The 23334-nt window shown below is 70.9% G+C and carries 23 protein-coding genes; 20 read left to right on the forward strand and 3 right to left on the reverse strand.

The genetic code is table 11. The features are described from left to right. Positions 1-65: 65 nt before the first annotated feature. From JOD54_RS17715 to JOD54_RS17810, 20 genes are all read left to right on the forward strand, one after another. Positions 66-1142 (forward strand): sensor histidine kinase, encoded by a 1077-nt coding sequence (locus JOD54_RS17715; protein ID WP_307860146.1) that lies wholly within the window; start codon positions 66-68, stop codon positions 1140-1142. Positions 1143-1168: 26 nt separating this feature from the next. Beyond that, complete coding sequence (locus JOD54_RS17720; RefSeq protein ID WP_204451592.1) at positions 1169-1792, forward strand: response regulator; 624 nt, start codon at positions 1169-1171, stop codon at positions 1790-1792. 83 nt (positions 1793-1875) lie between these two features. Then, positions 1876-4143, forward strand: coding sequence for a chemotaxis protein CheW (locus JOD54_RS17725; protein WP_204451593.1), 2268 nt, complete (start codon positions 1876-1878; stop codon positions 4141-4143). Beyond that, positions 4140-4571: a chemotaxis protein CheW gene (locus JOD54_RS17730; RefSeq protein WP_204451594.1), complete on the forward strand. Its 432-nt coding sequence runs from the start codon at positions 4140-4142 to the stop codon at positions 4569-4571. The genes JOD54_RS17725 and JOD54_RS17730 overlap by 4 nt, the downstream gene beginning before the upstream one ends. Positions 4572-4697: 126 nt before the next feature. Then, on the forward strand, positions 4698-6359 hold the full coding sequence (locus tag JOD54_RS17735) for a methyl-accepting chemotaxis protein (RefSeq protein ID WP_204451595.1): 1662 nt from the start codon (positions 4698-4700) through the stop codon (positions 6357-6359). A 142-nt stretch (positions 6360-6501) separates the two neighbouring features. Further along, complete coding sequence (locus JOD54_RS17740; protein ID WP_204451596.1) at positions 6502-7371, forward strand: hypothetical protein; 870 nt, start codon at positions 6502-6504, stop codon at positions 7369-7371. A 128-nt stretch (positions 7372-7499) separates the two neighbouring features. After that, positions 7500-8642 carry a protein-glutamate methylesterase/protein-glutamine glutaminase gene (locus JOD54_RS17745; RefSeq protein WP_239573414.1) on the forward strand — a complete coding sequence of 381 codons (1143 nt, stop codon included), beginning with the start codon at positions 7500-7502 and terminating at the stop codon, positions 8640-8642. Beyond that, positions 8639-9475: a CheR family methyltransferase gene (locus tag JOD54_RS17750; protein WP_204456350.1), complete on the forward strand. Its 837-nt coding sequence runs from the start codon at positions 8639-8641 to the stop codon at positions 9473-9475. The genes JOD54_RS17745 and JOD54_RS17750 overlap by 4 nt, the downstream gene beginning before the upstream one ends. 5 nt (positions 9476-9480) lie before the next feature. After that, entirely contained in the window at positions 9481-9855 is a 375-nt protein-coding gene (locus JOD54_RS17755) for a response regulator (protein ID WP_204451597.1), read from the forward strand. Continuing rightward, the gene (locus JOD54_RS17760) at positions 9852-10343 is read left to right on the forward strand and encodes a chemotaxis protein CheX (RefSeq protein WP_239573416.1); all 492 of its coding nucleotides are present in this window, start codon (positions 9852-9854) and stop codon (positions 10341-10343) included. The genes JOD54_RS17755 and JOD54_RS17760 overlap by 4 nt, the downstream gene beginning before the upstream one ends. Positions 10344-10345: 2 nt before the next feature. Continuing rightward, complete coding sequence (locus tag JOD54_RS17765) at positions 10346-10708, forward strand: response regulator (RefSeq protein ID WP_204456352.1); 363 nt, start codon at positions 10346-10348, stop codon at positions 10706-10708. A 4-nt stretch (positions 10709-10712) separates the two neighbouring features. Further along, positions 10713-11180: a hypothetical protein gene (locus JOD54_RS17770; RefSeq protein WP_204451598.1), complete on the forward strand. Its 468-nt coding sequence runs from the start codon at positions 10713-10715 to the stop codon at positions 11178-11180. 365 nt (positions 11181-11545) lie between these two features. Next, positions 11546-13582, forward strand: coding sequence for a flagellar biosynthesis protein FlhA (locus JOD54_RS17775; protein ID WP_204451599.1), 2037 nt, complete (start codon positions 11546-11548; stop codon positions 13580-13582). Continuing rightward, complete coding sequence (locus JOD54_RS17780) at positions 13560-15134, forward strand: hypothetical protein (RefSeq protein ID WP_204451600.1); 1575 nt, start codon at positions 13560-13562, stop codon at positions 15132-15134. Before JOD54_RS17775 ends, JOD54_RS17780 begins: the two co-directional genes overlap by 23 nt. Further along, positions 15134-15388 (forward strand): hypothetical protein, encoded by a 255-nt coding sequence (locus JOD54_RS17785; RefSeq protein ID WP_204451601.1) that lies wholly within the window; start codon positions 15134-15136, stop codon positions 15386-15388. The genes JOD54_RS17780 and JOD54_RS17785 overlap by 1 nt, the downstream gene beginning before the upstream one ends. Positions 15389-15559: 171 nt before the next feature. After that, positions 15560-16912 (forward strand): PLP-dependent cysteine synthase family protein, encoded by a 1353-nt coding sequence (locus JOD54_RS17790; RefSeq protein WP_204451602.1) that lies wholly within the window; start codon positions 15560-15562, stop codon positions 16910-16912. A gap of 442 nt (positions 16913-17354) precedes the next feature. Then, the gene (locus tag JOD54_RS17795) at positions 17355-19298 is read left to right on the forward strand and encodes a HelD family protein (RefSeq protein ID WP_204451603.1); all 1944 of its coding nucleotides are present in this window, start codon (positions 17355-17357) and stop codon (positions 19296-19298) included. A gap of 300 nt (positions 19299-19598) precedes the next feature. After that, entirely contained in the window at positions 19599-20318 is a 720-nt protein-coding gene (locus JOD54_RS35570; RefSeq protein WP_307860147.1) for a CPCC family cysteine-rich protein, read from the forward strand. 267 nt (positions 20319-20585) lie between these two features. Then, positions 20586-20780, forward strand: a complete 195-nt coding sequence (locus JOD54_RS17805) for a hypothetical protein (protein WP_204451604.1) — start codon at positions 20586-20588, stop codon at positions 20778-20780. A gap of 59 nt (positions 20781-20839) precedes the next feature. Beyond that, positions 20840-21205 (forward strand): CPCC family cysteine-rich protein, encoded by a 366-nt coding sequence (locus JOD54_RS17810; RefSeq protein WP_204451605.1) that lies wholly within the window; start codon positions 20840-20842, stop codon positions 21203-21205. Here the strand turns inward: JOD54_RS17810 and JOD54_RS17815 are convergent. The 3 genes from JOD54_RS17815 to fliQ are packed head-to-tail and all read right to left on the reverse strand — an operon-like array spanning position 21202 to position 23328. Next, positions 21202-22293, reverse strand: a complete 1092-nt coding sequence (locus tag JOD54_RS17815) for an EscU/YscU/HrcU family type III secretion system export apparatus switch protein (protein WP_204451606.1) — start codon at positions 22291-22293, stop codon at positions 21202-21204. The two genes, JOD54_RS17810 and JOD54_RS17815, sit on opposite strands and share 4 nt — an antisense overlap. After that, positions 22290-23057 (reverse strand): flagellar biosynthetic protein FliR, encoded by a 768-nt coding sequence (locus tag JOD54_RS17820; protein ID WP_204451607.1) that lies wholly within the window; start codon positions 23055-23057, stop codon positions 22290-22292. Before JOD54_RS17820 ends, JOD54_RS17815 begins: the two co-directional genes overlap by 4 nt. A gap of 1 nt (position 23058) precedes the next feature. Continuing rightward, on the reverse strand, positions 23059-23328 hold the full coding sequence (gene fliQ, locus JOD54_RS17825) for a flagellar biosynthesis protein FliQ (RefSeq protein WP_204451608.1): 270 nt from the start codon (positions 23326-23328) through the stop codon (positions 23059-23061). Positions 23329-23334 lie beyond the last annotated feature (6 nt).

A 23334-nucleotide genomic window follows, 5' to 3' on the forward strand; every position in this document is an offset into this window, starting at 1 on the left:
GCCCTCCGGCTCAACCTTTCGATTGATGCGGCCGGGCCCGGGCCGTGGCTACCCTGGCGAGCATCGTGACCTCAGTGGACTCCCCAGCGCTGCACCGCCTGCTCACCGCAGGCCCTGACGTCCTCGCGGCCGCCTTGGTCCTGGTGCCCGTCGTGAACGACCCGCGGCCGGTCGTCCTCGCGGTCAGCGCGGCGCTGTTGCTGTCCGTGGTCGCTGGCTTCGTCAAGAGACAGCTGGGATCGCTGGTGGCGGTGGGAGCCTTGTGGGTGACTCTGCTGGCCATCACCCCGGGCGCGGTGTGGTTCGCGTTTCCCTTGTACTTCCTGCTCCTGCGTGACCTGCCGCGCCGACCGGCGATCGCCGCCGTGGGTGCCGTGGCGCTGGTCGCGGTCGCCGGGTTCGGGTGGCACCAACACGTGCTCACCGTCGGGACGGTCCTGGGACCGCTGCTCGGCGCCGCCGTCGCCGCGGCCACGGTGGTCGTCTACCGGGAGAGCGAGCGACGCAGGGAGCTGACCGAGGACCTCGCCGCCGCCGAGCGGGCCGCGGGCGTCCTGGCCGAACGCGAGCGGCTGGCCAGGGAAGTGCACGACACCCTCGCCCAGGGCCTGTCGAGCATCCACCTCCTGCTCAGCGCCGCCCTGCGCGGCGACACCGAACGCCACGTCCACGCCGCCCGCGCCGCCGCGGCCGACGCCCTGGCCGAAGCGCGCCGGTTCGTCCGGGCCCACAACCCACCCGCCCTCGACGGCGGCTCCCTCCCCGAGGCCCTCCGCGCCGCCTGCGCCACCACCACGGCCACCACCGCCCTCACCGCCCACTGCCACATCACCGGCGACGAGGTCCCCCTGCCCACCACCCACCAGGTCGCCCTCCTGCGGATCGCCCAATCCGCTCTCGGGAACGCCGTCGAACACGCGGGCGCCACCGAGGTCCAGCTCACCCTCACCTACCAGGACACCGAGGTCATCCTCGACATCGTCGACAACGGCCACGGCATCACCGGCCCCACCGCCCCCGACCGCGGCCACGGCATCGCCGCCATGCGCGCCAGGGCCCAGGCCCTCGCGGGCGCCCTGGTGGTCGAATCCGACAGCCGCGGCACCGCGGTGGCCGCGACCCTGCCGGTGGTGTCGGGGTGAGCGGGCCGAATGGTTCCCCCGGTGGGGTGATTCGGATCCTGGTGGCCGACGATCACCCGATCGTGCGGTCTGGGCTGCGGGCGGTGTTGGGCGGCGAGCCCGACTTCACCGTCGTCGACGAGGCCGCCACTGCGGCGGAGGCGGTCGCCAAGGCGCCGTTTGTCGATGTTGTGCTGATGGATCTGCGGTTCGGCGACGGGGTGTCCGGTGCCGAGGCCACCGCCGCCATCACCGCTGGTCAAGGGGCTCCGCGCGTGTTGGTGTTGACCACGTACGACACCGATGCCGACATCCTGGCGGCGATCGAGGCGGGGGCGACCGGGTACCTGCTCAAGGACGCCCTCCCCGAGGACCTCGCCGCCGCCGTCAGGGCGGCCGCGGGTGGGCGGGCGGTGCTCGCGCCGAGTGTCGCCGCCCGGTTGGTGGACCGCACGCGTAACCCCGTCGGGTCGTTGTCGGTGCGGGAGGCTGAAGTGCTCGGGCTGGTTGCCGATGGACTGTCCAACCTGTCCATCAGCAGGCGACTGCACCTGAGCCAGGCGACGGTGAAGTCTCACCTGGTGCGGGTCTACGCCAAGCTCGGCGTGGACTCCCGCACCGCGGCCGTGGCCGCCGCCCTCGCGCGGGGGCTGATCCGGCCCCACCGGTGAGATGAACCCCGGCGCAATACCTCAGGGGCGGCCGCCGCTCGCCGATGAAGGCGTCGACACCGGACCTGGAAGCGTGGTGGAGCGTGGAAGACTTCGATGATGTGGTCCAGGAATTCCTGGTCGAGTCCTATGAGAACCTCGACCAGTTGGACCAAGACCTCGTCGCGCTCGAGCGCGACCCAACGGCGCGCGACCGTCTCGCGAGTGTTTTCCGCACCATTCACACCATCAAGGGCACCAGCGGGTTCCTCGCGTTCTCGAAGCTGGAGCAGGTGACCCACGCGGGTGAATCGCTGCTGGCCCGGCTGCGCGACGGCGCGCAGGTCCTCGACCGCCGCGGCGCCGACGTGCTGCTGCGCGTGGTCGACGTGGTCCGGGCGCTGCTGGCCCAGATCGAGCGCGACGGCCAAGAGGGCGACATGGAGCTCGGCGACGTGATCGCCGAGGTCGAGGCGTGCATCGCCGGTGCCCCCGCGCCCGCCAAGCCCGCTCAGGAGCCGGTCGCCGAGGCCGCGCCCGCCGCCGACGCGCCCGCCCCGGTCGCCGAGCAGGCCCCGGTCGCCGAGGCCGCGCCCGCCGAGACCGCCCCGGCCGCCCCCGCGCAGCCGGAGACCCCCGAGGCCGCGACCCCGGCACCCGCCGAGGAGACCGCCAGCCGCCGCGGTGTCGCCGACACCTCCGTGCGCGTCGACGTCGACCTGCTCGACAAGCTGATGCGCCTGGTCGGCGAGCTCGTGCTGACCCGCAACCAGATGGTGCGGGCCACCGAGCACAACGGCGACCACACGCTGAGCCGGGCCGCCCAGCGGCTCAACCTGATCACCAGCGAGCTGCAGGAAGGGGTCATGAAGACCCGCATGCAGCCCATCAGCCACCTGTGGTCCAAGCTCCCCCGGGTCGTGCGCGACCTGAGCAACTCGATCGGCCGCCAGGTCCGCCTCGAGCTCGAGGGCGCCGAGACCGAACTCGACCGCAGCCTGCTCGAGGCGGTCAAGGACCCGCTGACGCACCTGGTGCGCAACGCCGTCGACCACGGCCTGGAGTCCCCCGAGGACCGGGTCAAGGCGGGCAAGAGCCCCGAGGGCACGCTGACCCTGCGCGCTTACCACGAGCACGGCCACGTCGTGGTCGAGGTCGCCGACGACGGCAAGGGCGTCGACCCGAAGCTCATCGGCGCCACCGCGGTCAAGCGCGGTCTGCTCACCGCCGAGCAGGTCGCGGCCATGGACGCCGACGAGGTGCTGCGCCTGGTGTTCCGGGCCGGTTTCTCCACCGCGGCCAAGGTCAGCAACGTCTCCGGCCGCGGCGTCGGCATGGACGTCGTGCGCACCAACCTGGAGGCCATCGGCGGCGCGGTCGACCTGCGCTCGGTGGTCGGCAAGGGCACCACCTGGCGCCTGACCATCCCGCTCACCCTGGCCATCGTGCAGGCGCTGATCGTGGAGAGCGCCAACGAGCGCTACGTGCTGCCGCAGATGTCGGTCCGCGAGCTCGTCTCCGTGGAGGGCCAGACCTCCGCGCGCATCGAGTACGTCTCCGGCGCCCCGGTCTGCCGCCTGCGCGGTCGGCTGCTGCCGCTGGTCCGGCTCAACGAGGCGCTCGGTGGCGCCCCGGAGCGCCCGGAGGAGAACGGCGAGGCGATCTACATCGCGGTCCTCAACGGCGAGGGGCACGAGTTCGGCCTGGTGGTCGACCGGGTGCTCACCACCGAGGAGGTCGTGGTCAAGCCGCTGGCCAGCCACCTCAAGGACGTCGGCTGCTACGCCGGTGCCACCATCCTCGGCGACGGCCGGGTCTCGCTGATCCTCGACGTGCTGGCCCTGGCCCGCAACGCCCACCTGGGCAACGCCGAGCGCGCCGCCGCGGCCGCCGCCGCGCTGGCCGCCGAGGCGGTCAAGGTCGAGTCCCGCGACCGCCTGCTGGTCACCCGGGTCAGCGACCGCCGCGTCGCCATCCCGCTGAGCATGGTCACCCGCCTCGAGGAGTTCCCGGTGCAGGCCGTGGAGCGCGTCGGCAGCCGGGAGGTCGTGCAGTACCGCGGCCAGATCCTGCCGGTGCTGCGGTTGTCCGGGCTGCTCGGCTCGTGGTCGGAGGACGTCTCCGACACCGTGCCCGCGGTCGTGTACTCCTCCGGCGGCCACTCGGTGGCCCTCGCGGTGGACGGCATCCTCGACATCGTCGACGACACCGCCCCGCACGGCCCCTCCGACGGCGACGGCCTGTCCGGTTCCACGGTCATCGACGACAAGGTCACCGAGCTGCTGGACATGCGGCGGGCGATCATGGCGGCCGACCCGGATTTCGAACTGCCCGAGTACGAGACCCGTGACTCTTTCGTGGAGGCGTCGTGAGCACCGTCCGGTACGCCACCTTCGAGGTGGCCGACCAGCTGTTCGGCCTGGAGGTCGGCGAGGTGCAGGAGGTGCTCGCGTTCTCCGAGTACACGCCGGTCCCGCTCGCCCCCGGCCACGTCGGCGGCCTGTTCAACCTGCGCGGCCAGGTCATCGCGGCGCTGGACCTGCGGGTCCGCCTCGGTGAGCGGGCGCAGGAGCGCACCGGCCCGGCGATGAACGTCATCGTCCGCACCGACGAGGAGTCGGTCAGCCTGCTCGTCGACCGCATCGGCGACGTGGTGGAGCTGGAGGACACCGCGGCCGAGCCGATCCCGGACACCCTGTCCGGCCCGGCCCGCGAGCTGATCACCGCGGCCTTCCCGCTGGCCGACCGGCTGATGCTGGCCCTCGACGCCCGTGCGGCCGTGCGCGGCAGCGAGGCCTGACCCGACACCACCTGGAGGCTCCGGGGCCACTGGCCCCGGAGCCTCCGGCACAGGCGGCCAGCCGCCCGCACCTCCCCGACTCCCAGCTCAGCCGCCGTTGACGGCGCCACGGAAGGGCTCACGCAGATGGCCGACTCGACCCCAGGGGCCGACACCGCCGACCCCGGCACCCGCAAGCGCGGCTTCGTCGGGTTCCTCGCCGACCGCTCGCTGGCCACCAAGATCTTCGCCGCCATCGCGCTGCCCGCCGTCGTGGCCATCGGCGTGGGCGTGCAGGGCATCGTCGCCACCGACAGCGGTGCGCACACCTCGGCCAGGCTGGGCAAGAACGCCGCCGCGGTCGGGGCCATCAGCAACTTCAACGGCGCCGCCATCGCCGCGATCCAGCACCTGCTGAGCTCGTTCATCAGCACCGACAACGCGAGGGTGAAGAAGGAGGTCGAGGACACCACGGCCGCCATCGGTGTCCTCAACGGCGCGCTGACGAAGTTCCAGCAGGGCATCGAGGCCGACCCCGAGTTCAGCGCCGTGCCGCTGGCCACCGTCAAGCGGGCGATCAACAACCTCAACCGGGTTTCCTCCGTCGTGCAGGAGGACGTCTTCCCCGCGGCCCTCGCGGGCCAGTCGCAGGTCGCCCTCGCCCGTTACAACAACAAGGCCGGGCCCGCGCTCGACGACCTGAGCGTCGACCTGGTGGAGATGCAGAAGGTCGAGCTCGCCGCGGTCAGCGCCGAGGTGGCCGACGCGGACTCCGAGAGCCAGCAGGCGCTGTGGACCACGCTCATCCTGCTCGGTGCCGGTCTGCTGCTCGCGCTGCTGGTCGGCTGGTTGATCATCCGCGGCATCACCCGCTCGGTGCGCGGGGTCTCCAGCGTCCTGGAGTCCGTGGCGCACGGCGACCTCACCCGCAAGGTCGAGGTCCGCACCAACGACGAGGTCGGTGTCATGGCCGCCGCGCTCAACACCGCGACCGCGAGCATGCACGACACCGTCACCGCCATCTCCGACGGCATCCAGTCGCTCGACGGCGCCACCAAGGACATGGCCACCATCGCCAGCAAGGTCAGCGACAGCACCGACGAGACCTCCGCCCAGGCGGGCGTCGTCTCGGCCGCTGCGGACCAGGTCGCGCGCAACGTGCAGACGGTGGCGACCGGTGCGGACGAGATGTCGGCGTCGATCAAGGAGATCGCGCAGTCGGCGAACGAGGCCGCTGGTGTGGCCGGTCAGGCCGTGTCGGTCGCCGCGGCGACCAACGGGACGGTCGCCAAGCTGGGTGAGTCGTCGATGGAGATCGGCAACGTGGTCAAGGTGATCACGAGTATCGCTGAGCAGACGAACCTGCTGGCGTTGAACGCGACCATCGAGGCCGCGCGTGCCGGTGATGCCGGTAAGGGCTTCGCCGTCGTCGCGAACGAGGTCAAGGAACTCGCTCAGGAGACGGCGAAGGCCACTGAGGACATTTCGCGTCGGGTGGAGATGATCCAGGCGGACACGGCGAACGCGGTGAACGCGATCGACGAGATCTCCGAGATCATCGGTCGGATCAACGACTTCCAGCTGACCATCGCCTCGGCGGTGGAGGAGCAGACGGCGACGACGACGGAGATGAACCGCAACGTCGGTGAGGCCTCGGCCGGTGTGTCCGAGATCGCCGCCAACATCGCCGGGGTCGCCGACGGCGCCACCAACGCCACCAACAGCATCAGCGAGTCGAACCAGGCGATGGCGGCCCTCACCCGGCTCTCCGCCCAGCTGCAGGACCAGGTCAACCGCTTCACGACCTGATCCGGGGTGATCTCGCGGAGATCACCACCGGCGTTCGACCAGGCGGCGCCGTCCCTCACCCCCCAGGGACGGCGCCGTCGCTGTGTGTAATGGTTCACCCGATTTGGTACTGTTTCCGTAATCGAGGGTGCATACTTCTGGGGTGTACAGCCTCGTCAGCGCCCCGGTGTTGGGCTTCGACCTCACCCGGATGGCGGGCGGCCCTGCGACGGCGGAGATCTTGCTGACGCTGCTGGGCCACTCGACCTCCGAGGTCGAAGCGCTGGCCGAACGGGCCGCTCCCCAGTCCCCAGCCCTCAGCCTCGCCCGGTCGCACGCGCTCGCGGCCGCCTCGCAGCTGCCCAGCGTGCGCGACCTGTCGGGTCCCTCCGCGGTCACCCTGCTGCAGCACGCCCCGATCGGGTCGCTCGCGGGCTTATTGCACTGCGTGCGCACCGACGTCTTAGTCCCCGACCGGGACACCTTCCCCGCCGGAACCGCTCCCGAACCCCCCGACGGCGCCGTCGCACTGGTGACCGACGCGGTCTGCGCGACCTACCTGCGCCAACACCTCACCGACACCGACCGCCGGGTACTGGGCGCCGCGTGGCTCGCCGCCCGCCGCGACCTGCCTGAGCCCGCGCTGCACCTGGGCCCCACCCACGACCTGGTGCACCGGCTGCTCGACCGGATCCGGGTCGCGCACCCCGCCGAGGTCCGCGCGCTCGCCGTCTCCGCCGACCGGCTGCGTGCCGAACAGCAGGACTGGGCCGCTGCGATGCACTCCTCCGCGTGGGCGGTGCACGTCTCCGGTCGCATCCGGGCCGCCGCGGCGGCGCAGCTGCTGCTGGTCCGCGCGGTCGACCTCGCCGGTGTCTCGCTCGACGACCGGGCGAGCGGGGTGTGGAACGTGCTCAGCGGCGCGGTGCAGGCGCTGATGGTCCGCGACCTCGTCGACTCGGCCTCCGCCCAGGAACTGCTGGTCCCCTGCCTGGCCGCGTTCGGCCCGGATTGGCTGGTCCAGGCCGGGTAACGGGCTCGGGCGCTACCCGAACGGGTCGTCCAGGTAGCGCCCGCCCGACAACAGAACAAGCCCGTTTTACTGTGAGTGTCGTGAGAAGTCGGCTCAGCTGACCACTCAGGACCGGCCAGGTGCGGCCGATGCCACGGTTGTCGCGGGGGCAGCTGCCCCCGCCGCCGACCCTGGAGGCCCACGTGATCTCAGTACTGGTGGTGGACGATTCGGTGGTCATCCGCCGACTCGTCACTGACGTGCTGTCCGCGGACCCGAAGGTGCGGGTCGTGGGGACCGCGCCGGACGGGCGGATCGCGCTGGCCAAGATCGCCCAGCTCAAGCCGGACGTGGTCACCCTGGACGTGGAGATGCCCGTCCTCAACGGGGTCGAGACGGTGCGCGAGCTGCGCAAGACCAACCCCACCCTGCCGGTCATCATGTTCTCCACGATGACCAGCGACGGCGCCGAGGCGACCGTGGCCGCGCTGGCCGCGGGCGCCACCGACTACGTCACCAAGCCCGCCAACGCGGGCAGCGTCAACAAGGCGGTCACCGAGGTCCGCGAGCAGCTGCTGCCGCGCATCCACGCGCTGTGCGGCAAGCCCGCCTACACCGCGCAGCCGCTGCGCCCGACCACCCCGGTCAAGCGCCCACCCGCGAGCACCGCCCCGCGCAAGCCGGTCCAGGCCGTCCTCATCGGATCGTCGACCGGTGGCCCCGAGGCCCTGCGCGCCGTGCTCACCAAGCTCCCCGGCACCCTGCCGGTTCCCGTGCTGGTCGCCCAGCACATGCCGCCCGTGTTCACCACCATGCTCGCCCGCCGCATCGACCAGGAAGCCGCGCTGCGCGTGGTCGAGGCCCGCGACGGTGAGCCGCTGCTGCCCGGCAGTGTCTACATCGCACCGGGCGGGCGGCACATGGAGGCGGCCAAGACCCCTGGCGGGGCCAAGGTCCGACTGCACGACGGACCGATGGAAAACCACTGCAGACCTGCTGTCGACGTGCTGTTCCGCTCTTGCGCGCGCGTCTTCGGTTCGGCGTCACTGGCGGTCATGCTCACCGGCATGGGCCAGGACGGCAAGAGAGGCACCGAGGAGCTCGTCGCCCTCGGCGCCGGTGTACTGGCCCAGGACCAAGCCACCTCGGTGGTCTGGGGAATGCCTGGTGCGGTTGTCAGCGCGGGCTTGGCCGACGCGGTGCTGCCGCTCGGTCTCATCGCGGAGAACATCGTCGCCCGCTTGCCCGCATCGGCGGCGGCAACAGGAAGGGAGGTGGCGCGGTGGAAATGACCCCGGCGCTGTTCGGCTTCGTGGCCGATCTCGTCTACCGAGAGGCCGGCATGGTCCTGCGCCCCGGTAAGGAATACCTGGTCGAGTCCAGGCTCAAGCCGGTGGCCAAGCTCACCGGGCACGACACCGTCGGCTCGCTGGCCAACGCTCTGCGGACCGGGACCGCCGCCCTGCGCACGCAGGTCGTCGAGGCGCTCACCATCAACGAGACCTCCTGGTTCCGCGACCGCGAGCCGTTCTCCGCGCTCACCGACACGATCCTGCCCGACGTGCTCGCCCAGTCCACCCGCCCGGTGCGGATCTGGTCCGCGGCGTGCTCGAGCGGTCAAGAGCCCTACAGCATCGCCATCACCCTGGAGAAGGCTCTGCCCCCCGGCCGGGGCTACCAGATCATGGGTAGCGACCTGTCCGAGGAGATGCTGCGCCGTTCCCGCGCGGGGCGGTTCAACCAGCTGGAGGTCAACCGCGGCTTGCCCGCGACCGACCTGGTGACCTACTTCCAGCGCGCTGGCGCGGAGTGGGAAGTGGTTCCCCGGATCAGGCAGAACCTGTCGTTCCAGCGGGTGAACCTCTGCGCGACGTTGCCGCCCATGCCTAAGTTCGACGTGGTGTTCCTGCGCAACGTGCTCATCTACTTCGAGCCCGAGACCAAGCGCGCGGTGCTCGACCGGGTCCGCCAGGTGCTCAACCCAGGTGGTTGGCTCCTGCTGGGCGCGGCCGAGTCCACTGTGGGCATTGACTCGGTGTTCGAGCGGGTACCCGTTGGACGGACAGCCATCTACCGGGCGCCGGCCCGAGATCGCCAAATGGTGAAAGAGGTGACGCAGTGCTAGGGATTGTGATCGATGATTCCCGGGCCATGCGCAAGATTCTCCGCGGCCTGTTGGCCGACCTCGGGTACGAGGTCCTGGAGGCTGGCAACGGCCGGGAGGCACTGGATCTGCTCCAGAGCACTGGCCGGGTGCCCGACCTGGCGCTGGTCGACTGGAACATGCCCATCATGACCGGACTCGAGTTCGTCATCGAGGTCCGCAAGATCACCGAGATGCGTCAGATGACGCTGATGATGGTGACCACCGAGAGCGAGCACGGGCAGATCGTCCGCGCGCTCGCCGCGGGAGCGCACGAGTACGTGATCAAGCCGTTCACCCGCGACGGCATCATCGACAAGCTGGCCCTCCTCGGGCTCGTCCCGGTGGGAGTGTCCTCATGACCAACGATGTGTCTACCGCTGTCGAGGTCGACCTCGACATGATCGCCGAGCAGGTGTGGTCCGCGTTCCTCAACGGTGACAACGAGGAAGAGACGATCTTCGCCGCGCCCGACACCGGCGCGCACACCGACCTCGCGGCCTCGGTCGCCATGGTCGGCGCCTACGAGGGTCACCTGGTTGTGTCCTGCTCGCACAAGGCTTCCCGCGACGTCGCCTCGGTGCTGTTCGCGATGGAGCCCGACGAGGTCACCGCCGACGACGTCGGCGACGCGCTCGGCGAGCTCGCCAACGTGCTCGGCGGTAACGTCAAGTCCGTGCTGCCCTCCCCGTCCCAGCTCTCCCTCCCGCGGGTTTCGGCGACCGCGCACGAGCGCTGGCCCGGGACCGTCGAGGTCTGCCGGACCGTCGTCCGGTGGCGCGACGAGGCGTACGTGGTGTCCTTGCTCAGCGGTGGACAGTCCGGGTCCAACAACGCACAGGAGGCGTGAGCATGAAGATCCTGGTCGCTGACGACAGCAGGGTCATGCGGCAGATCGTGGTCCGGACCCTGCGCCAGGCGGGGTTCGAGGACCACGAGATCGTCGAGGCCCCGGACGGCGCCGAAGCGAAGAGCAAGGTGGAGAGCGAGAACCCCGACCTCGTGCTGTCGGACTGGAACATGCCGAACATGTCGGGCATCGAGCTGCTGCACGCGTTGCGCGCGGGCGGGAACACGGTACCCTTCGCCTTCGTCACCTCCGAGTGCTCGGACGAAATGATCGCCAAGGCCGAGGCGGGCGGTGCCCTGTTCCTGATCAGCAAGCCGTTCACCGCGGACACCTTCCGCGACAAGCTCTCCGACATCTTGGGGTGAATACATGACCGAAGCTCTGCCGGTTCCCAAGCAGGTCCTCGACACGTTGAAGGACCTGCTCGGCAGGGAGGTCACGGTCAACGTGACCGACCCCGCGGGCGACGCGCCCGTTGTGGCTGTGTACCAGCACAACGACCAGTCGCTGGCCGGGGTCATCGGGTTCACCTTGCCGCTGGCGGCCAACACCGCCGCGGCCATGGGGCTGGTCCCGCCGGGTGGTGCCGAGGCGTGCGTCGAGGACGGTGAGCTCTCGCCGCTGCTCACCGACATCCTCGGCGAGGTCAGCAACATCCTCACCGGGTTGTTCAACCTCGCGGGCAGGCCGCACGTGAAGTTCCACGCGCTGCACACCTCCGACGTGCCCGGCGACGTCCGCTCCCAGCTGGCGTCGCTGGGCAGCAGGCTCGACCTGACGGTGGACATCGCGGGCTACAAGGGTGGCGTGATGTCCATTGTGGTGCCGCTGAACTAGTCCTTTCTGGACTGATTCACGCGAAGGTGGGCGTGTCGTCACCCGGTTGGGTGAATGTCGGGTCCACGTAGTTGCTTCAGGTGCTGTTCGGGGAAGTTCGTGGTGGCAGGTCGCCGGTTCGGGGCCTGCCACACCCGTCTCATTACCCGCTGGGTAATCGAAATCGGTGTGCGCCCCGGCTGTTTTCCCGGTCCAGACCCCCGTTCGGGGCGCGGACCCACTAGCGGTTCGGCGTCGGCTCGGCGATGCTCTTGTGGAGTAATGCTCAACAAGGCTCCCGCCCGGCCGATGAACCGTCCGACGTGGAGCCAGGAAGGCAGCACCAGGCCAGGACGGCCGCACACCGGACTTCCCGGGATGGACGGATGAACTCCAGGCGTTTGAGCCAGTTCGCGGTACCCGCGGGCGTCATCATGATCATCGTGCTGATGGTCGTGCCGATGCCCACGTTCCTGTTGGACATGTTCATCGTGCTCAACATCGCCCTGGCGCTGCTCATCGTCCTGATCGCCATGCAGGTCCGCAAGCCGCTGGAGTTCTCGGTCTTCCCGTCGATCCTGCTGCTGGCCACGCTCTTCCGCCTCGCGCTCAACATCAGCGCCACCCGCCTGGTGCTGCTCGACGGCGACGCGGGCGCGGTCATCGGCGCGTTCGGCCACGCGGTCGTCGGCGGCTCGCTGGTCGTCGGCCTCGTCGTGTTCTTCATCCTCATCGTCATCCAGTTCGCCGTCATCACCAACGGCGCGGGCCGCGTGGCCGAGGTCGGTGCCCGCTTCACCCTCGACGCCATGCCCGGCAAGCAGATGGCCATCGACGCCGACCTCAACGCCGGGCTCATCGACGAGCCCGAGGCCCGCAAGCGCCGCGCCGAGGTCACCGCCGAGGCCGACTTCTACGGCGCGATGGACGGTGCGTCCAAGTTCGTCAAGGGCGACGCGATCGCCGCGGTCGTCATCACCCTGATCAACCTCATCGGTGGCTTCTCGGTCGGCCTCATCCAGAAGGGCATGGCCCCCACCGACGCCATCAACACCTACAGCCTGCTGACCGTCGGCGACGGCCTGGTCTCCCAGATCCCCGCCCTGCTGCTCTCGGTGGCCACCGGCCTCATCGTCACCCGCGCCGCGGGCGAGCAGAACATGGGCACCCTGGTGTCCACCCAGTTCGGCGCCAACAAGATGGCCATGCGCATCGGCGGCATCTCGCTGCTGGCGCTGTCGCTGATGCCCGCCATGCCGATGCTGCCGTTCCTGCTCGTCGGCGGCGGCCTGATCATCGCCTCCACCCGCGGCCCCAAGCCGGGCGAGGAGGTCGTCGAGACCAGCGAGTCCACCGAGGTCGCCGAGACCGCGCCGGACGCCACCGAGGCGCTCATCGCCGAGATGCGGGTCGACCCGCTGGAACTGGCGCTGGCCACCGACCTGGTCGACGCCGCCGGTGGCGACCTGCTGGAGCGGGTCCGCGCGTTGCGCCGCAAGATCGCCCTCGAACTCGGTGTCGTCATGCCACCGGTGCGCACCCGCGACGACCTGGACCTGCCGCTGTCGAGCTACGTCATCCGGATCAACGGCGCCGACGTCGCCCGCGGCTACGCCCCACCCGGCACCGTGCTGGCCATCGGCGACGACCTCGACGCGCTGCCCGGTCGCGCGGGCGTGGAGCCGGTGTTCGGCCTGGCGGGCAAGTGGGTCCCCGCCGAGCTGCGCCACCAGGCCGAGGCGCTGGGCGCCACCGTCGTCGACCGCGCCTCGGTGCTGGTCACCCACCTCGCCGAGGTCACCCGCACGCACGCGGGCAGGCTGCTTGGCCGGGAGAACGTCCGCGCCCTCACCGACGTCGTGCGCCGCACCCACCCGGTCGTGGTGGAGGAGCTCACCCCGGCCCTGATGAGCCTCGGCGAGATCCAGCGGGTGCTGCACCGGCTGCTCGACGAGGGCGTCCCGATCCGCGACCTGGTCGGCATCTACGAGGCGCTGTCCCCGGCGGCCAAGGCGGGCGCCGACATCGACCGGCTGGTCGAGGCCGCCCGCGCCGCGCTGGGCCCGGCCATCGCCGCCCGGCTCGCCGTCGACGGCGTGCTGTCGGTCATCACCCTGGACCCGAGGGTCGAGCAGACCCTGCTGGAGAGCGTGCGCGTCACCGAGATGGGCGACCGGCTCGCCGTCGACGCGGCCACCCTGGAGGCGCTCGTCGGCGACGTCGCCGGGCTGGCCAGCCGCGCCGAGAGCCAGGGGCAGGCCGCCGTCCTGGCCTGCGCGCCCCGGCTGCGCACGCCCCTCTACCGCCTGGTGCACGCCGCCGTGCCGCGGCTGGCCGTGCTGTCGTATTCCGAGCTGTCCGGTGGTACCCACCGGATCGAGACTGTCGGGGTGGTGAACAGTGGCTACACGCTTGCTGCTTGAGGGTCCTGACCTCGAAGCACTGCTGGACCGCGTGCGCACCGAGCACGGGGCCGACGCCCGCATCGTGTCCGCCGACCGGTTGCGCAAGGGTGGCGTGGCAGGCTTCTTCTCCAAGCAGTGGTTCGAGATCGGCGTCGAGGTGCCCGAGCCGGGCGACCCGAGGCTCCCGCGCGAGCAGGTGCTCTCCGTGGCCGACCTGATGGACATGGCCGACAAGGCCGACGGTGCCGCCGAGGAGTCCGCCGTGCCCGAGCCGCGCGCCGGGGTCGTCGAGGACGAGGCCCCCGGGCCCGCCGGTGACCCGTTCGCCCGCTTCTTCGCCGAGGCCGGTGGCCCGGTGACCAACGGGGTCGAGACCGCCCCCGGGATCTCCGCCGCCCAGGCCCGCGCCGCGGGCCCCAAGCCGCGCGGTCAGAGCGCGGGAGAGTGGGCCGCCGCTGTGCGTCCGCGCACCGAGGACCAGCCGACGTCGCGCCCGACCGCGCCGCGCCCGGGGTCGACCCGACCCGTGACGCCGCGCCCGGCCGCCCCGCGCACCGCCGAGCAGCGCGAGGCCGACGCCCGGCTGCGCGCCGCGGTGCTCGGTGAGCAGCCCGCCGACGAGGCGCCGGTCGACGAGCTGACCGACGAGCAGCTGCGGGAGGTGCTGCTCGGCGCGCAGTCCGCGCCGCCGCGCCCGATCGAGACCCCCGCGGTTCGGCCCGCCGAGTTCCCGGCCGTGTCGCGCCCGGCCGCCGGCGGCCGGGTGTTCGAGGCGCAGCCCGCGATCGAGGACGACGTCGACGAGCAGCCCACGCCCGCCCCGTTCGGTGAGATGCTGGTGCCGCCGAGGATGCCCTCGTCCACGGCCCGCCACGCGCTGCCCGAGGACGACGCGGACGAGGACTACCTCGAGGAGCCCGCCGCCGAGCCGATCAGCGCCGAGCCGATCAGCGCGGTCGAGGACGACGACGACACCGATCTCGACACCGATCCGGCCTGGCCGACCGCCGACGAGCCGCGCCTGGTCGCCGACCGCAGCCCCCGGCCCCGCCGCCGCTGGGACACCCCGGTCCCGCGCGACCTGCTGGTCTCGCTGCCGGGCAAGGTGATCGTGGTCGCGGGCGCGCTGCAGGAGGCCACCGCCGCTGCGGAGTGGATCTGCCAGAAGATGCGGCTGGGTCCCGGCGCGGTGCAGGTCGCCGGTCCGGACCAGATCGGCCGCGGCCGGGTGCTGGGTCCCGAGCACGCCGCCGAGCTCGCCTACGACCTCAAGCGCAGCCCGGTGCCGTCGGTGGTCGCCATCGCCTCCGCCGTGGAGGACCCCGAGGGTGGCCGGTGGGCCGGTGCGGTGGCCAAGGCCCTGGGCGCCAAGCACATCGTCGCCGCGGTCGACGCGACCCGCAAGACCGCCGACCTGCGCAGGCACCTCGCGGACCTCGGCGGCGTCGACGCGCTCGCCGTGCACGGCGCGGCCGCCAGCGCCGACCCCGACTCGGTGCGCGAACTGGGCCTGCCGATCCTCACCATCGATGGCGTGCCGCCCAGCACGGCCAGCCACCGGAGGACCTGATGTTCCGCTACTCCACGCTGCTCGCGGCCCTGGTCATGGCCTCCCCGTCGCTGTGGGGCGCCTTCGTCGCGGGCACCCTGGACCAGACCGACGCCCTGATCCGGCTGCTGATCGCCGTCCCGGTCGCCGCTGTCCTGCTGGCCATCCCCCGGGCGGCCTACGCCCGCTACGCCCGCACCATCCCGGCCAGGGAGATCCCCGCGGGCCCGCCGGTGCTGCAGGCCACCACGACCAGGGTCGACCGCGACCGCTGACTCCACTGTGCACATACCGGGACCCGGGCCCTGAGGGGCCCGGGTTCTCGCGCGCCGCGGGTATGTTGATGTTGGCTCGCTGCCAGGCCGTGGGGTGCGGGTGGGTGGGACCGGTGCGCGGCCAGCCGAGGGAAGGTGGGGTGCCGGGTGCCGGACGAGGGGTTTGGGGACGTGACCGCGCTGGTCGGGCGGACACCGCTGGTGCGGCTGCGGCGGGTTGTCCGCGGCGCCCCGGCCGCGGTGCTGGTCAAGGTCGAGGCGGCGAACCCGGCAGGCAGTTCCAAGGACCGGGCCGCGCTGTCGATGGTCCGGGCGGCGGAGGCCTCCGGGGCGCTGGCGCCGGGTGGGGTGATCTTCGAGGGGAGCTCGGGCAACACCGGTATCGCGCTGGCGATGATCGGCGCCGCGCTGGGTTACCGGGTGGTCGTCGTCGTGCCGGACCGCAGCAGCCAGGAGAAGTTGGCGCTGCTGCGCGCCTACGGTGCCGAGGTCGTGGTCACCCCGGCGCTGCTGCCCGCGGAGCACCCCGACCAGGTGCGCGCGCTCGCGGCCCGGCTCGCCGCCGAGACCCCCGGCGGGTGGTACGCCGGTCAGTACGACAACCCGGCGAACGTCGACGCGCACTACAGCACCACCGGGCCCGAGATCTGGGCGCAGACCGAAGGCCGGGTGACGCACCTGGTCGCCGGGATCGGCACCGGCGGCACCCTCACCGGCGCCGGGCGCTACCTGCGCGAGGTCTCCGGCGACCGGGTCCAGGTGGTGGGCGCGGACCCGGAGAGCTCGGTCTTCGGCGGCGGCTCCGGCCGCCCGCACCTGGTCGAGGCGACCGGCCGCTTCGTGCACCCGCAGACCCGCGCCGACGTCTGGCCGCGCTCCTTCGACCCGGCGGTGACCACGGGCATGCGCCGGGTCCCGGACCGGGCGGCGATCATGACGACCCGGGCACTGGCCAGGGAGGAGGGCCTGCTCGTCGGTGCCTCCGGCGGGCTGGCGGTGGCGGCCGCCGTGGCCCTGGCGCACACCCTGGGTCCCGACGACGTGGTGGTCGCCGTCGCGCCCGACTCGGGCCGCTCCTACCTCAGCAAGTACTTCGACGACGAGTGGGTGAGCCAACGCGGTTTCGGGCCCGACGGTGGCCCCGCCCCCGCGGTAGCGCCCGCGAGCGAGACGATCGCGCACACGACGACCGTCGAGCAGGCCAGGGTCGCGCTCGGGCAAGGCCACGCGCTGCCGGTGGTGCTGCGCCAGGCCGACCAGGGGGAGCCGGTCGCCGTCGCCCAGATCATCGGCTCGGTGTCGCTCGACGGCCTGCGCGCTGCCGCGCCCGAGGAGTTGGTGGCCGACCACCTGGGCCCCGCGCTGCCGTTGGCCGGCGCGCACGAACCGGTGTCGGCGGTGCGCGAAAGGCTCGCCCAGGCCCACGACGCGGTGGTGGTCACCCACGACGGGCTGGTGGTGGCGGTGCTGCCGGTGTCCGAACTGGACAGTCGAGCCGAGGTGATCGGGGACCTCGTCCCGTAGGCCGTCGATCGGGTGCGGGGGCGGAGCCGGCCGCAATGGGTGACCACGACGCCCCTGGCCGTCCGGTGGAGTCGGGTCTGCGGCGACTTGGCCTCAGGTGGAAAGGAGCGGCGGCGGGACGCGGTGGGGCAGTAGGCGTCGACCATCGACCGGCCCGGCGCGCGGCGGGCCGCCGGTTCAGCCGCGCACACGTCGCCGCAGGCGTGTGCGAGATGCGTTGCTCGGCAGGCATCCGGTCGTCGGAGCGCACGCCGAACCGTTGGGCCTCTGCGGCGGCGGAGCTGGTTGCAGTGGTTGACCGCGGCGCCCTTGGCCGCACGGTGGAACCGGATCGGCGGCCCCCAGGTTCCCGGTGGAAAAAGTGCGGCGGCGGGTCGCGGTGGGGTAGTAGGGTTTCGCGGCGCCTGGTCGGCGTCGCGGACGAACCCCTGGATCGCTTGAGATGAGTGGTACCCGCGCGGCCTCGGGTCGCGCCGAACTGGAAGCCGAGCGCGCCCACCTCGACCATGCCGTGGACTGCTTGCGGCGCAGCAGGACCGAGCTGCTGGACATGGCCGAGCGGGCCATGAGGACCAGTGACGACGAGCTCGTCATCTGGTTGCTGCGGCGGGCCCGGCAGATCGAGGACGACGACGGGCGTCCGCTGTTCTTCGGGCGGATGGAGCTCGAGGGCGCCGAATCCGTCTACATCGGTAGACGCCACGTCGGGGACCCGGCGCGCGACGGCGAGATCGTGGTGACCGACTGGCGCACCCCGATGGCCGCGCGCTTCTACCGGGCGAGCCGGACGGATCCGATGGGCGTGCTGCGCAAGCGGCGGTTCGGCTTCGCCGAGGACAACACGCTCACCAGTTTCGACGACGAGCCGGTGCGCGGCGCCGAAGACGGCTTGAGCGCGCTGGTGCGCGAGGAGATCGAACGGCCGCGGTTCGGGCCGATGCGCGACATCGTGGCGACGATCCAGCCCGACCAGGACGCGATCGTGCGCGGCGGCCTGGCCGAGACGCTGATCATCCAGGGCGGGCCGGGCACCGGCAAGACCGCGGTCGGGCTGCACCGGGCGGCGTACCTGCTGTTCGAACACCAGGCGCTGCACCGCAGGGGAGTGCTGGTGGTCGGCCCGAACGACCTGTTCGTCCGCTACATCGACCGGGTGCTGCCCGCGCTCGGCGAGAAGGACGTCCGGCACGTGGTGCTCGAGCACCTCACCGGGCCCGCGCGGGCGCCGGTCCCCGAGCGGCCGGAGGTCGCCGCGGTGAAGGGCGACGCCAGGATGGTCGCGGTCATCCGCCGGGTGATGGCTGCGAGGGTGGGCGCGCAGACCGAGGACCTGCTCGTCCGCGAGACCAGCCCGTTCGTGCGGGTGTCCCCGGAAACCGTCGCCGACCTCGCCGCCGACCTGATCGAGTCGGGCGTCGCGTGGGACCTGGCCAGAGCCCACCTGACCGACCGGCTCGTCGACCATGTGCGCAGCGTCTTGGAGCAGCGCGGCCGTTCTCTCTCGGATGCGGAGGCGCGGCGGGTCGCCAGGACGAAGGGGGTGCGGGCGGTTGCCACCGCCATCTGGCCAGTGGCGAAACCGGAGCGGGTCCTGCGGGAACTGCTGGCCGACCCAGCCGCAGCGGCGGGAATCCTCGACCCGGCCGAGTGCGGGCTGCTCGCCCCCACGACCACCAAGTGGTCCGCGGCGGACCTGTTCCTGCTGGACGAGATCAGCGCGCACCTGCGAGAACCCGAACGCCACGGCCACTTGGTCGTCGACGAAGCCCAAGACCTGTCCGCGATGCAGCTGCGCGCCATCGGCCGCCGCTGCATCGACTCGGCCACCGTCCTGGGCGACATGGCCCAGCGGACCACACCTTGGGCAGCGGCCGGATGGGACGTCGTCCGCGAACACCTGGGCCTGCCGAGCCGGGTGGTGACCCTGAGCCGCAGCTACCGCGTCCCCGCCGAACTCCTAGCCGTGGCGAACCGACTACTACCGCACATCGCCCCAGACCTCCCACCCACCGAATCCGTCCGCCACGCCCCCAGCGCCCTCACCACCACCCGCGTCCCCGACATCGCCGCCGCGCTGGTAGCCGCGATCACCAACGACCACACCCCCGAAAGCACCGGCATCATCGCCCCCGACAACCACTACCCAGCCCTCCACGCCGCCCTCAACCTCCCCGTCGCCGAAACCATCACCACCGCCCTAATCCCCGCCACCCTCGCCAAAGGCCTAGAATTCGACCACGTCTACCTCCTGGAACCGGCTGCCATAGCCGCTGACAGCCTCACGCTCCTCTACATAGCCCTAACCCGAGCAGTCTCGCGGCTGACAATCCTGCACACTGGGGATCTGCCGGAGTTCCTGGGCGGCTCGGTAGGGGCGAGAGAATGATTCTGGCGTGCTTTGGGTCGCATGCGACACCCGATTGTTAGCCTCAGTGTGGCGTGGTGATGAGCACTTTTGCACTGGTGGCGGAACGGGCGATGTTTACGCCGTGCAGGTGACACTGGACAACGAGAACTCCTACGATCTGATGCTAGACCCCAGGTCTGGCTTGTGGTGGTGACTCGTTCAGCCTCGCTGAGAAACGAGATGGCAGGAGGCTTGGTCGCCACGTAAGGTCGTCGGATGAGTTGGCGCCCGCTGAATGAAGTGTCGCCAGAGTCGCTGCGCGGTGCGCGGGTAACCAGGGTGACCGAGTTCCGCTTCGAGGATGGCTCGCTCAGCTCAGTGCGGCTGGCGATCGCGGGCGGCTCAGCTGTTGTTCTGATGGTGTGGACAGACTGGGTGTTGGTCGTTGATCTGCAGGAAGACGGTGAACTACCGTCCTACCTCCAGCCGGTGGAGGAGTTCCGGACGCGAGACCTGCCTGGCCTGCCCGCGACGGGAGCGGTGGTCGAGTCCATAGAGGACCACTACTCGGAGTACGACGACCTGGTACGGCTTGTGTTGGTGCTGAACGGACGCAGGCTGGTAGCGGGAATGTGGGCCGGTGACCTCACCTGGGCCAGCCAACCGTTCCCCATCGGTGCACCCGAGGAACGGACCCACCCTTGTCCGTGTTGCGGGTACCGGACGTTCGACCAGCCGCCGGGTTCGCACTTGATCTGCGAGGTGTGCTCCTGGGAAGACGACGCGGTGCAGTTGCGGAAGCCGTGCTCGACTGCGGGTGCCAATCGGGTGTCGTTGGTGGAGGGCCAGGTGAACTACCAGGCGGTGGGGGTGTGCGATGTGGGCCTTGCCGCACAGGTTCGGTCTGGTTTGCCAGAGGAGAGCCGTGATCCGGGTTGGCGGTCGATCGACTTGGCGGTCGACAGCTTTGAGGGCCAGGATCAGTGGGGCGAGTGGCCCACTGATCTGACCACTTTGTACTGGTGGCGGGACACGTTCTGGCGGGCGGGGCGGCGATGAACCGTATGTGGGCCGGCGAACTCGAGGGACTCTTGGCGACCGCTGATCAATCCGCGTCCTGACCAGGCCATGCCGGAGTACCTGTGGCCGCCGGAGGCGATCTTGGTGCGTGAGTTGGTGATGGATCTGCCAGCAGAGGGGGCGGCGGTTGGTGTGGTGGGGGAGCAGGTACAACGAGGTTGGTGACTTGGTCGGGCTGGAGCTCGCTGTGCACGGACACCGGGTGGTCCTGGGTATCTGGGGTGGGGACCTCACCCTGGAGTTGCGGTGAGCGGACAACGCCATGCCGCGTGGGCCGACGCCGTTACGTTGGTAGTCGGTGAGCTGATGGCCGGGTTCGAGGCCCACTACGGTTACGAGCCGGATGACAACGAGGTGGTTCGTCGGTCCACGGTGGTTGACGGTTCGACGATCACCGCCTTGGTCGAGCTCGGGGCACCGGATGATCTTGTCGCGTTCTAAGGCGGGGATGTGGGCACGCGACCTCACGCTGGACGTTCAAGATCGAGAGGTCTGATGCCATGAGATCCTTCCCCTGCCCGTGTTGCGGGTATCTGACGCTGGCTGAGCCGCCTGAGTCGTATGAGGTTTGCGGTGTGTGCTTCTGGGAGGATGACAGTTCGCAGTTGCGGTGGCCGCATTCGACGGAGGGGGCCAACTACGTGTCGTTGGTGGAGGGGCAGCGGAACTTCGTGGAGTTGGGGGCGTGTGAGGCCAGGCTTGTGGCTCACGTGCGGCCCGTTCTGCCCACCGATGTCCGCGACCCCGCGTGGCGTCCGATAGATCCGGCTGTCGACAGCTTTGAAGACGAGGACGAGTGGGCGGCTTGGCCTGAGGACCGCACCGTCTTGTACTGGTGGCGGGATACGTTCTGGCGCAAGGGCTAGGCCGCTGCGCCAGCGGGCATGTTGTGGATGCCTGCTGCGGAGCCTCGGCTGCGGAGGCGGTGGAGGAAGGCCAGGACGTGGGCTACCGGGCCGAACAGGTCCATGGGGATCTCTTGACCGACCTCGCACGCGCTGTAGAGCGCCCGGGCCAGGGGGATGTCGCGGACGATGGGGACTCGGTGTTCTGTGGCGAGTTCGCGGATCTTGGCGGCGATCTCGCCCGCGCCCTTGGCCACCACGCGGGGGGCGCCCTTGTCGGGGTCGTAGCGCAGGGCCACGGCCACGTGCGTGGGGTTGGCCATGATGACGTCGGCGGTGGGGATGTCGGACATCATGCGGTTGCGGCTCATGGCCATCTGGCGGGCCCGGATCTGGCCCTTGATCTCGGGGTTGCCGTCGGTGTTCTTGTGTTCGTCCTTGACCTGCTGCTTGGTCATCCGCAGCTCCTTGCCGACCCGGCGCTTGGCCACCAGGTAGTCGGCGACGCCCATCGCCAGGCCCGCGACGGCGGCCAGGCGGATCAGCGACAGGACCGTGTCGCCCAGGGTGGCGACCAGGGCCTGCAGCGGCAGCGAGCCCGAGCCCATGATGGTGGGGACCAGGTCCTTGACCGCGGTGTAGAGCACCACCGCGAGGATCCCGCACTTGAGGATCGTCTTGACCAGCTCCCACACCGACTGCGGGCCGAACATCCGCTTGAGGCCCTTGAGCGGGTTGAGCCGGGTGAACTTGGGCTTGAGCAGCTTCATCGCGGGCCGCAGTCCACCTTGGACGCCCGCGCCAGCCAGCACCGCGAGCAGCGTCGCGCCCAGCAGCGGGGCGACGGCGAGCGCGCCGTCCTTGAACGCGTCACCGAGCAGGGTGAAGGCGTCGGCCTGGTCGGGGTTGGCGATGAACTTCGCGATCCGGCGCAGCAGGCCCGCGCTGCTGTCGAACAGGTCGCTGAACACCCCGGGGATGACCCAGGTGGCGACCAGCACCGCGGCCCAGGCACCCAGGTCCTGGGTGCGCGCGGTCTGGCCCTCTGACCTGGCCTCCTTGAGCTTCTTCGGTGTCGGCTTCTCGGTGGCGTCCTTGTTCCCGCTCATCGCCCGATCGCTTTCAGTACGGCGTTGGTGGCTTCCTCGGCGATGGCGTGCACCGCCTGCGGCAGCAACGTGATGGCCAGCCCGACCATCACCAGCGTGAGACCCACCTTCGCAGGGAAACCCACGGAAAACGGGTTCAGCGCGGGTGCGACTCGGTTGAGCAGGCCAAGGCCGATGTCGGCGCAGAACAGCACCACGATCATCGGGCCCGCGATGAGCACCGCCGCCAGGAACAGCCTGCCTAGCCCGGTGGTGAGCAGGTCCGCCAGCCTTTCGAGGGAGAAGCCGCCACCGAGCGGGATCGCTTCATACGACAGTGTGAAGCCGCGCATCACCAACTGGTGGGCGTCGGTGGCGAACATCAGCGCGGTGGCGGTCAGGCCGTAGAACCGGCCGAGCACACCGGCGTTGCCGGAGAACGACAGCGGGTCGTAGGCGAAGGCCAGCGAGAACCCGCCGAACACGTCGAGCAGGTCGCCTGCGGCCTGCACCCCCGCGAAGATCACCGCGGTGAGGAACCCCAGCCCCGCGCCGACCACGACCTGCTCGATCGCCGCGATCATCAGCGTCCAGGTCTCGGAGCTGGGCACGTTCGTCGACAGCTTGGGCACCAGCGGCAGCACCATCGCCACCGCGAGCATGGCCTTGATCGTCCCGGGGATCGCCCGCCCGTTGAACGGCGGGCAGGTGATCAACCACGCCACGCACCGGATCACGGCGAGCAGCAGCGCCGTGAGCGTCCCCGGGGCGAGCGCGGCCTCCACCTCAGCCGACCAGCGCCGGGATCCGCTCGTAGAGGCCGCCGGTGAAGCTGACGATCTCGTGCACCATCCAGGACCCGGTCAGCAGCAGCGCCGCCGCGACCCCGATCGCCTTGGGCACGAACGACAGGGTGACCTCCTGGATCTGGGTCACCGACTGGAACAGCGAGATGCCGAAACCGACCACGAGGGCGGTCAGCAGGATGGGGGCGGCCAGCTTGCCGGTGACCAGCATGGCCTGCACGCCGAGCTCGATGATGGTGGTGTCGTTCACGGCGGA

This window comes from Actinokineospora baliensis, from assembly GCF_016907695.1.
Taxonomy (GTDB): Bacteria; Actinomycetota; Actinomycetes; order Mycobacteriales; family Pseudonocardiaceae; genus Actinokineospora; species Actinokineospora baliensis.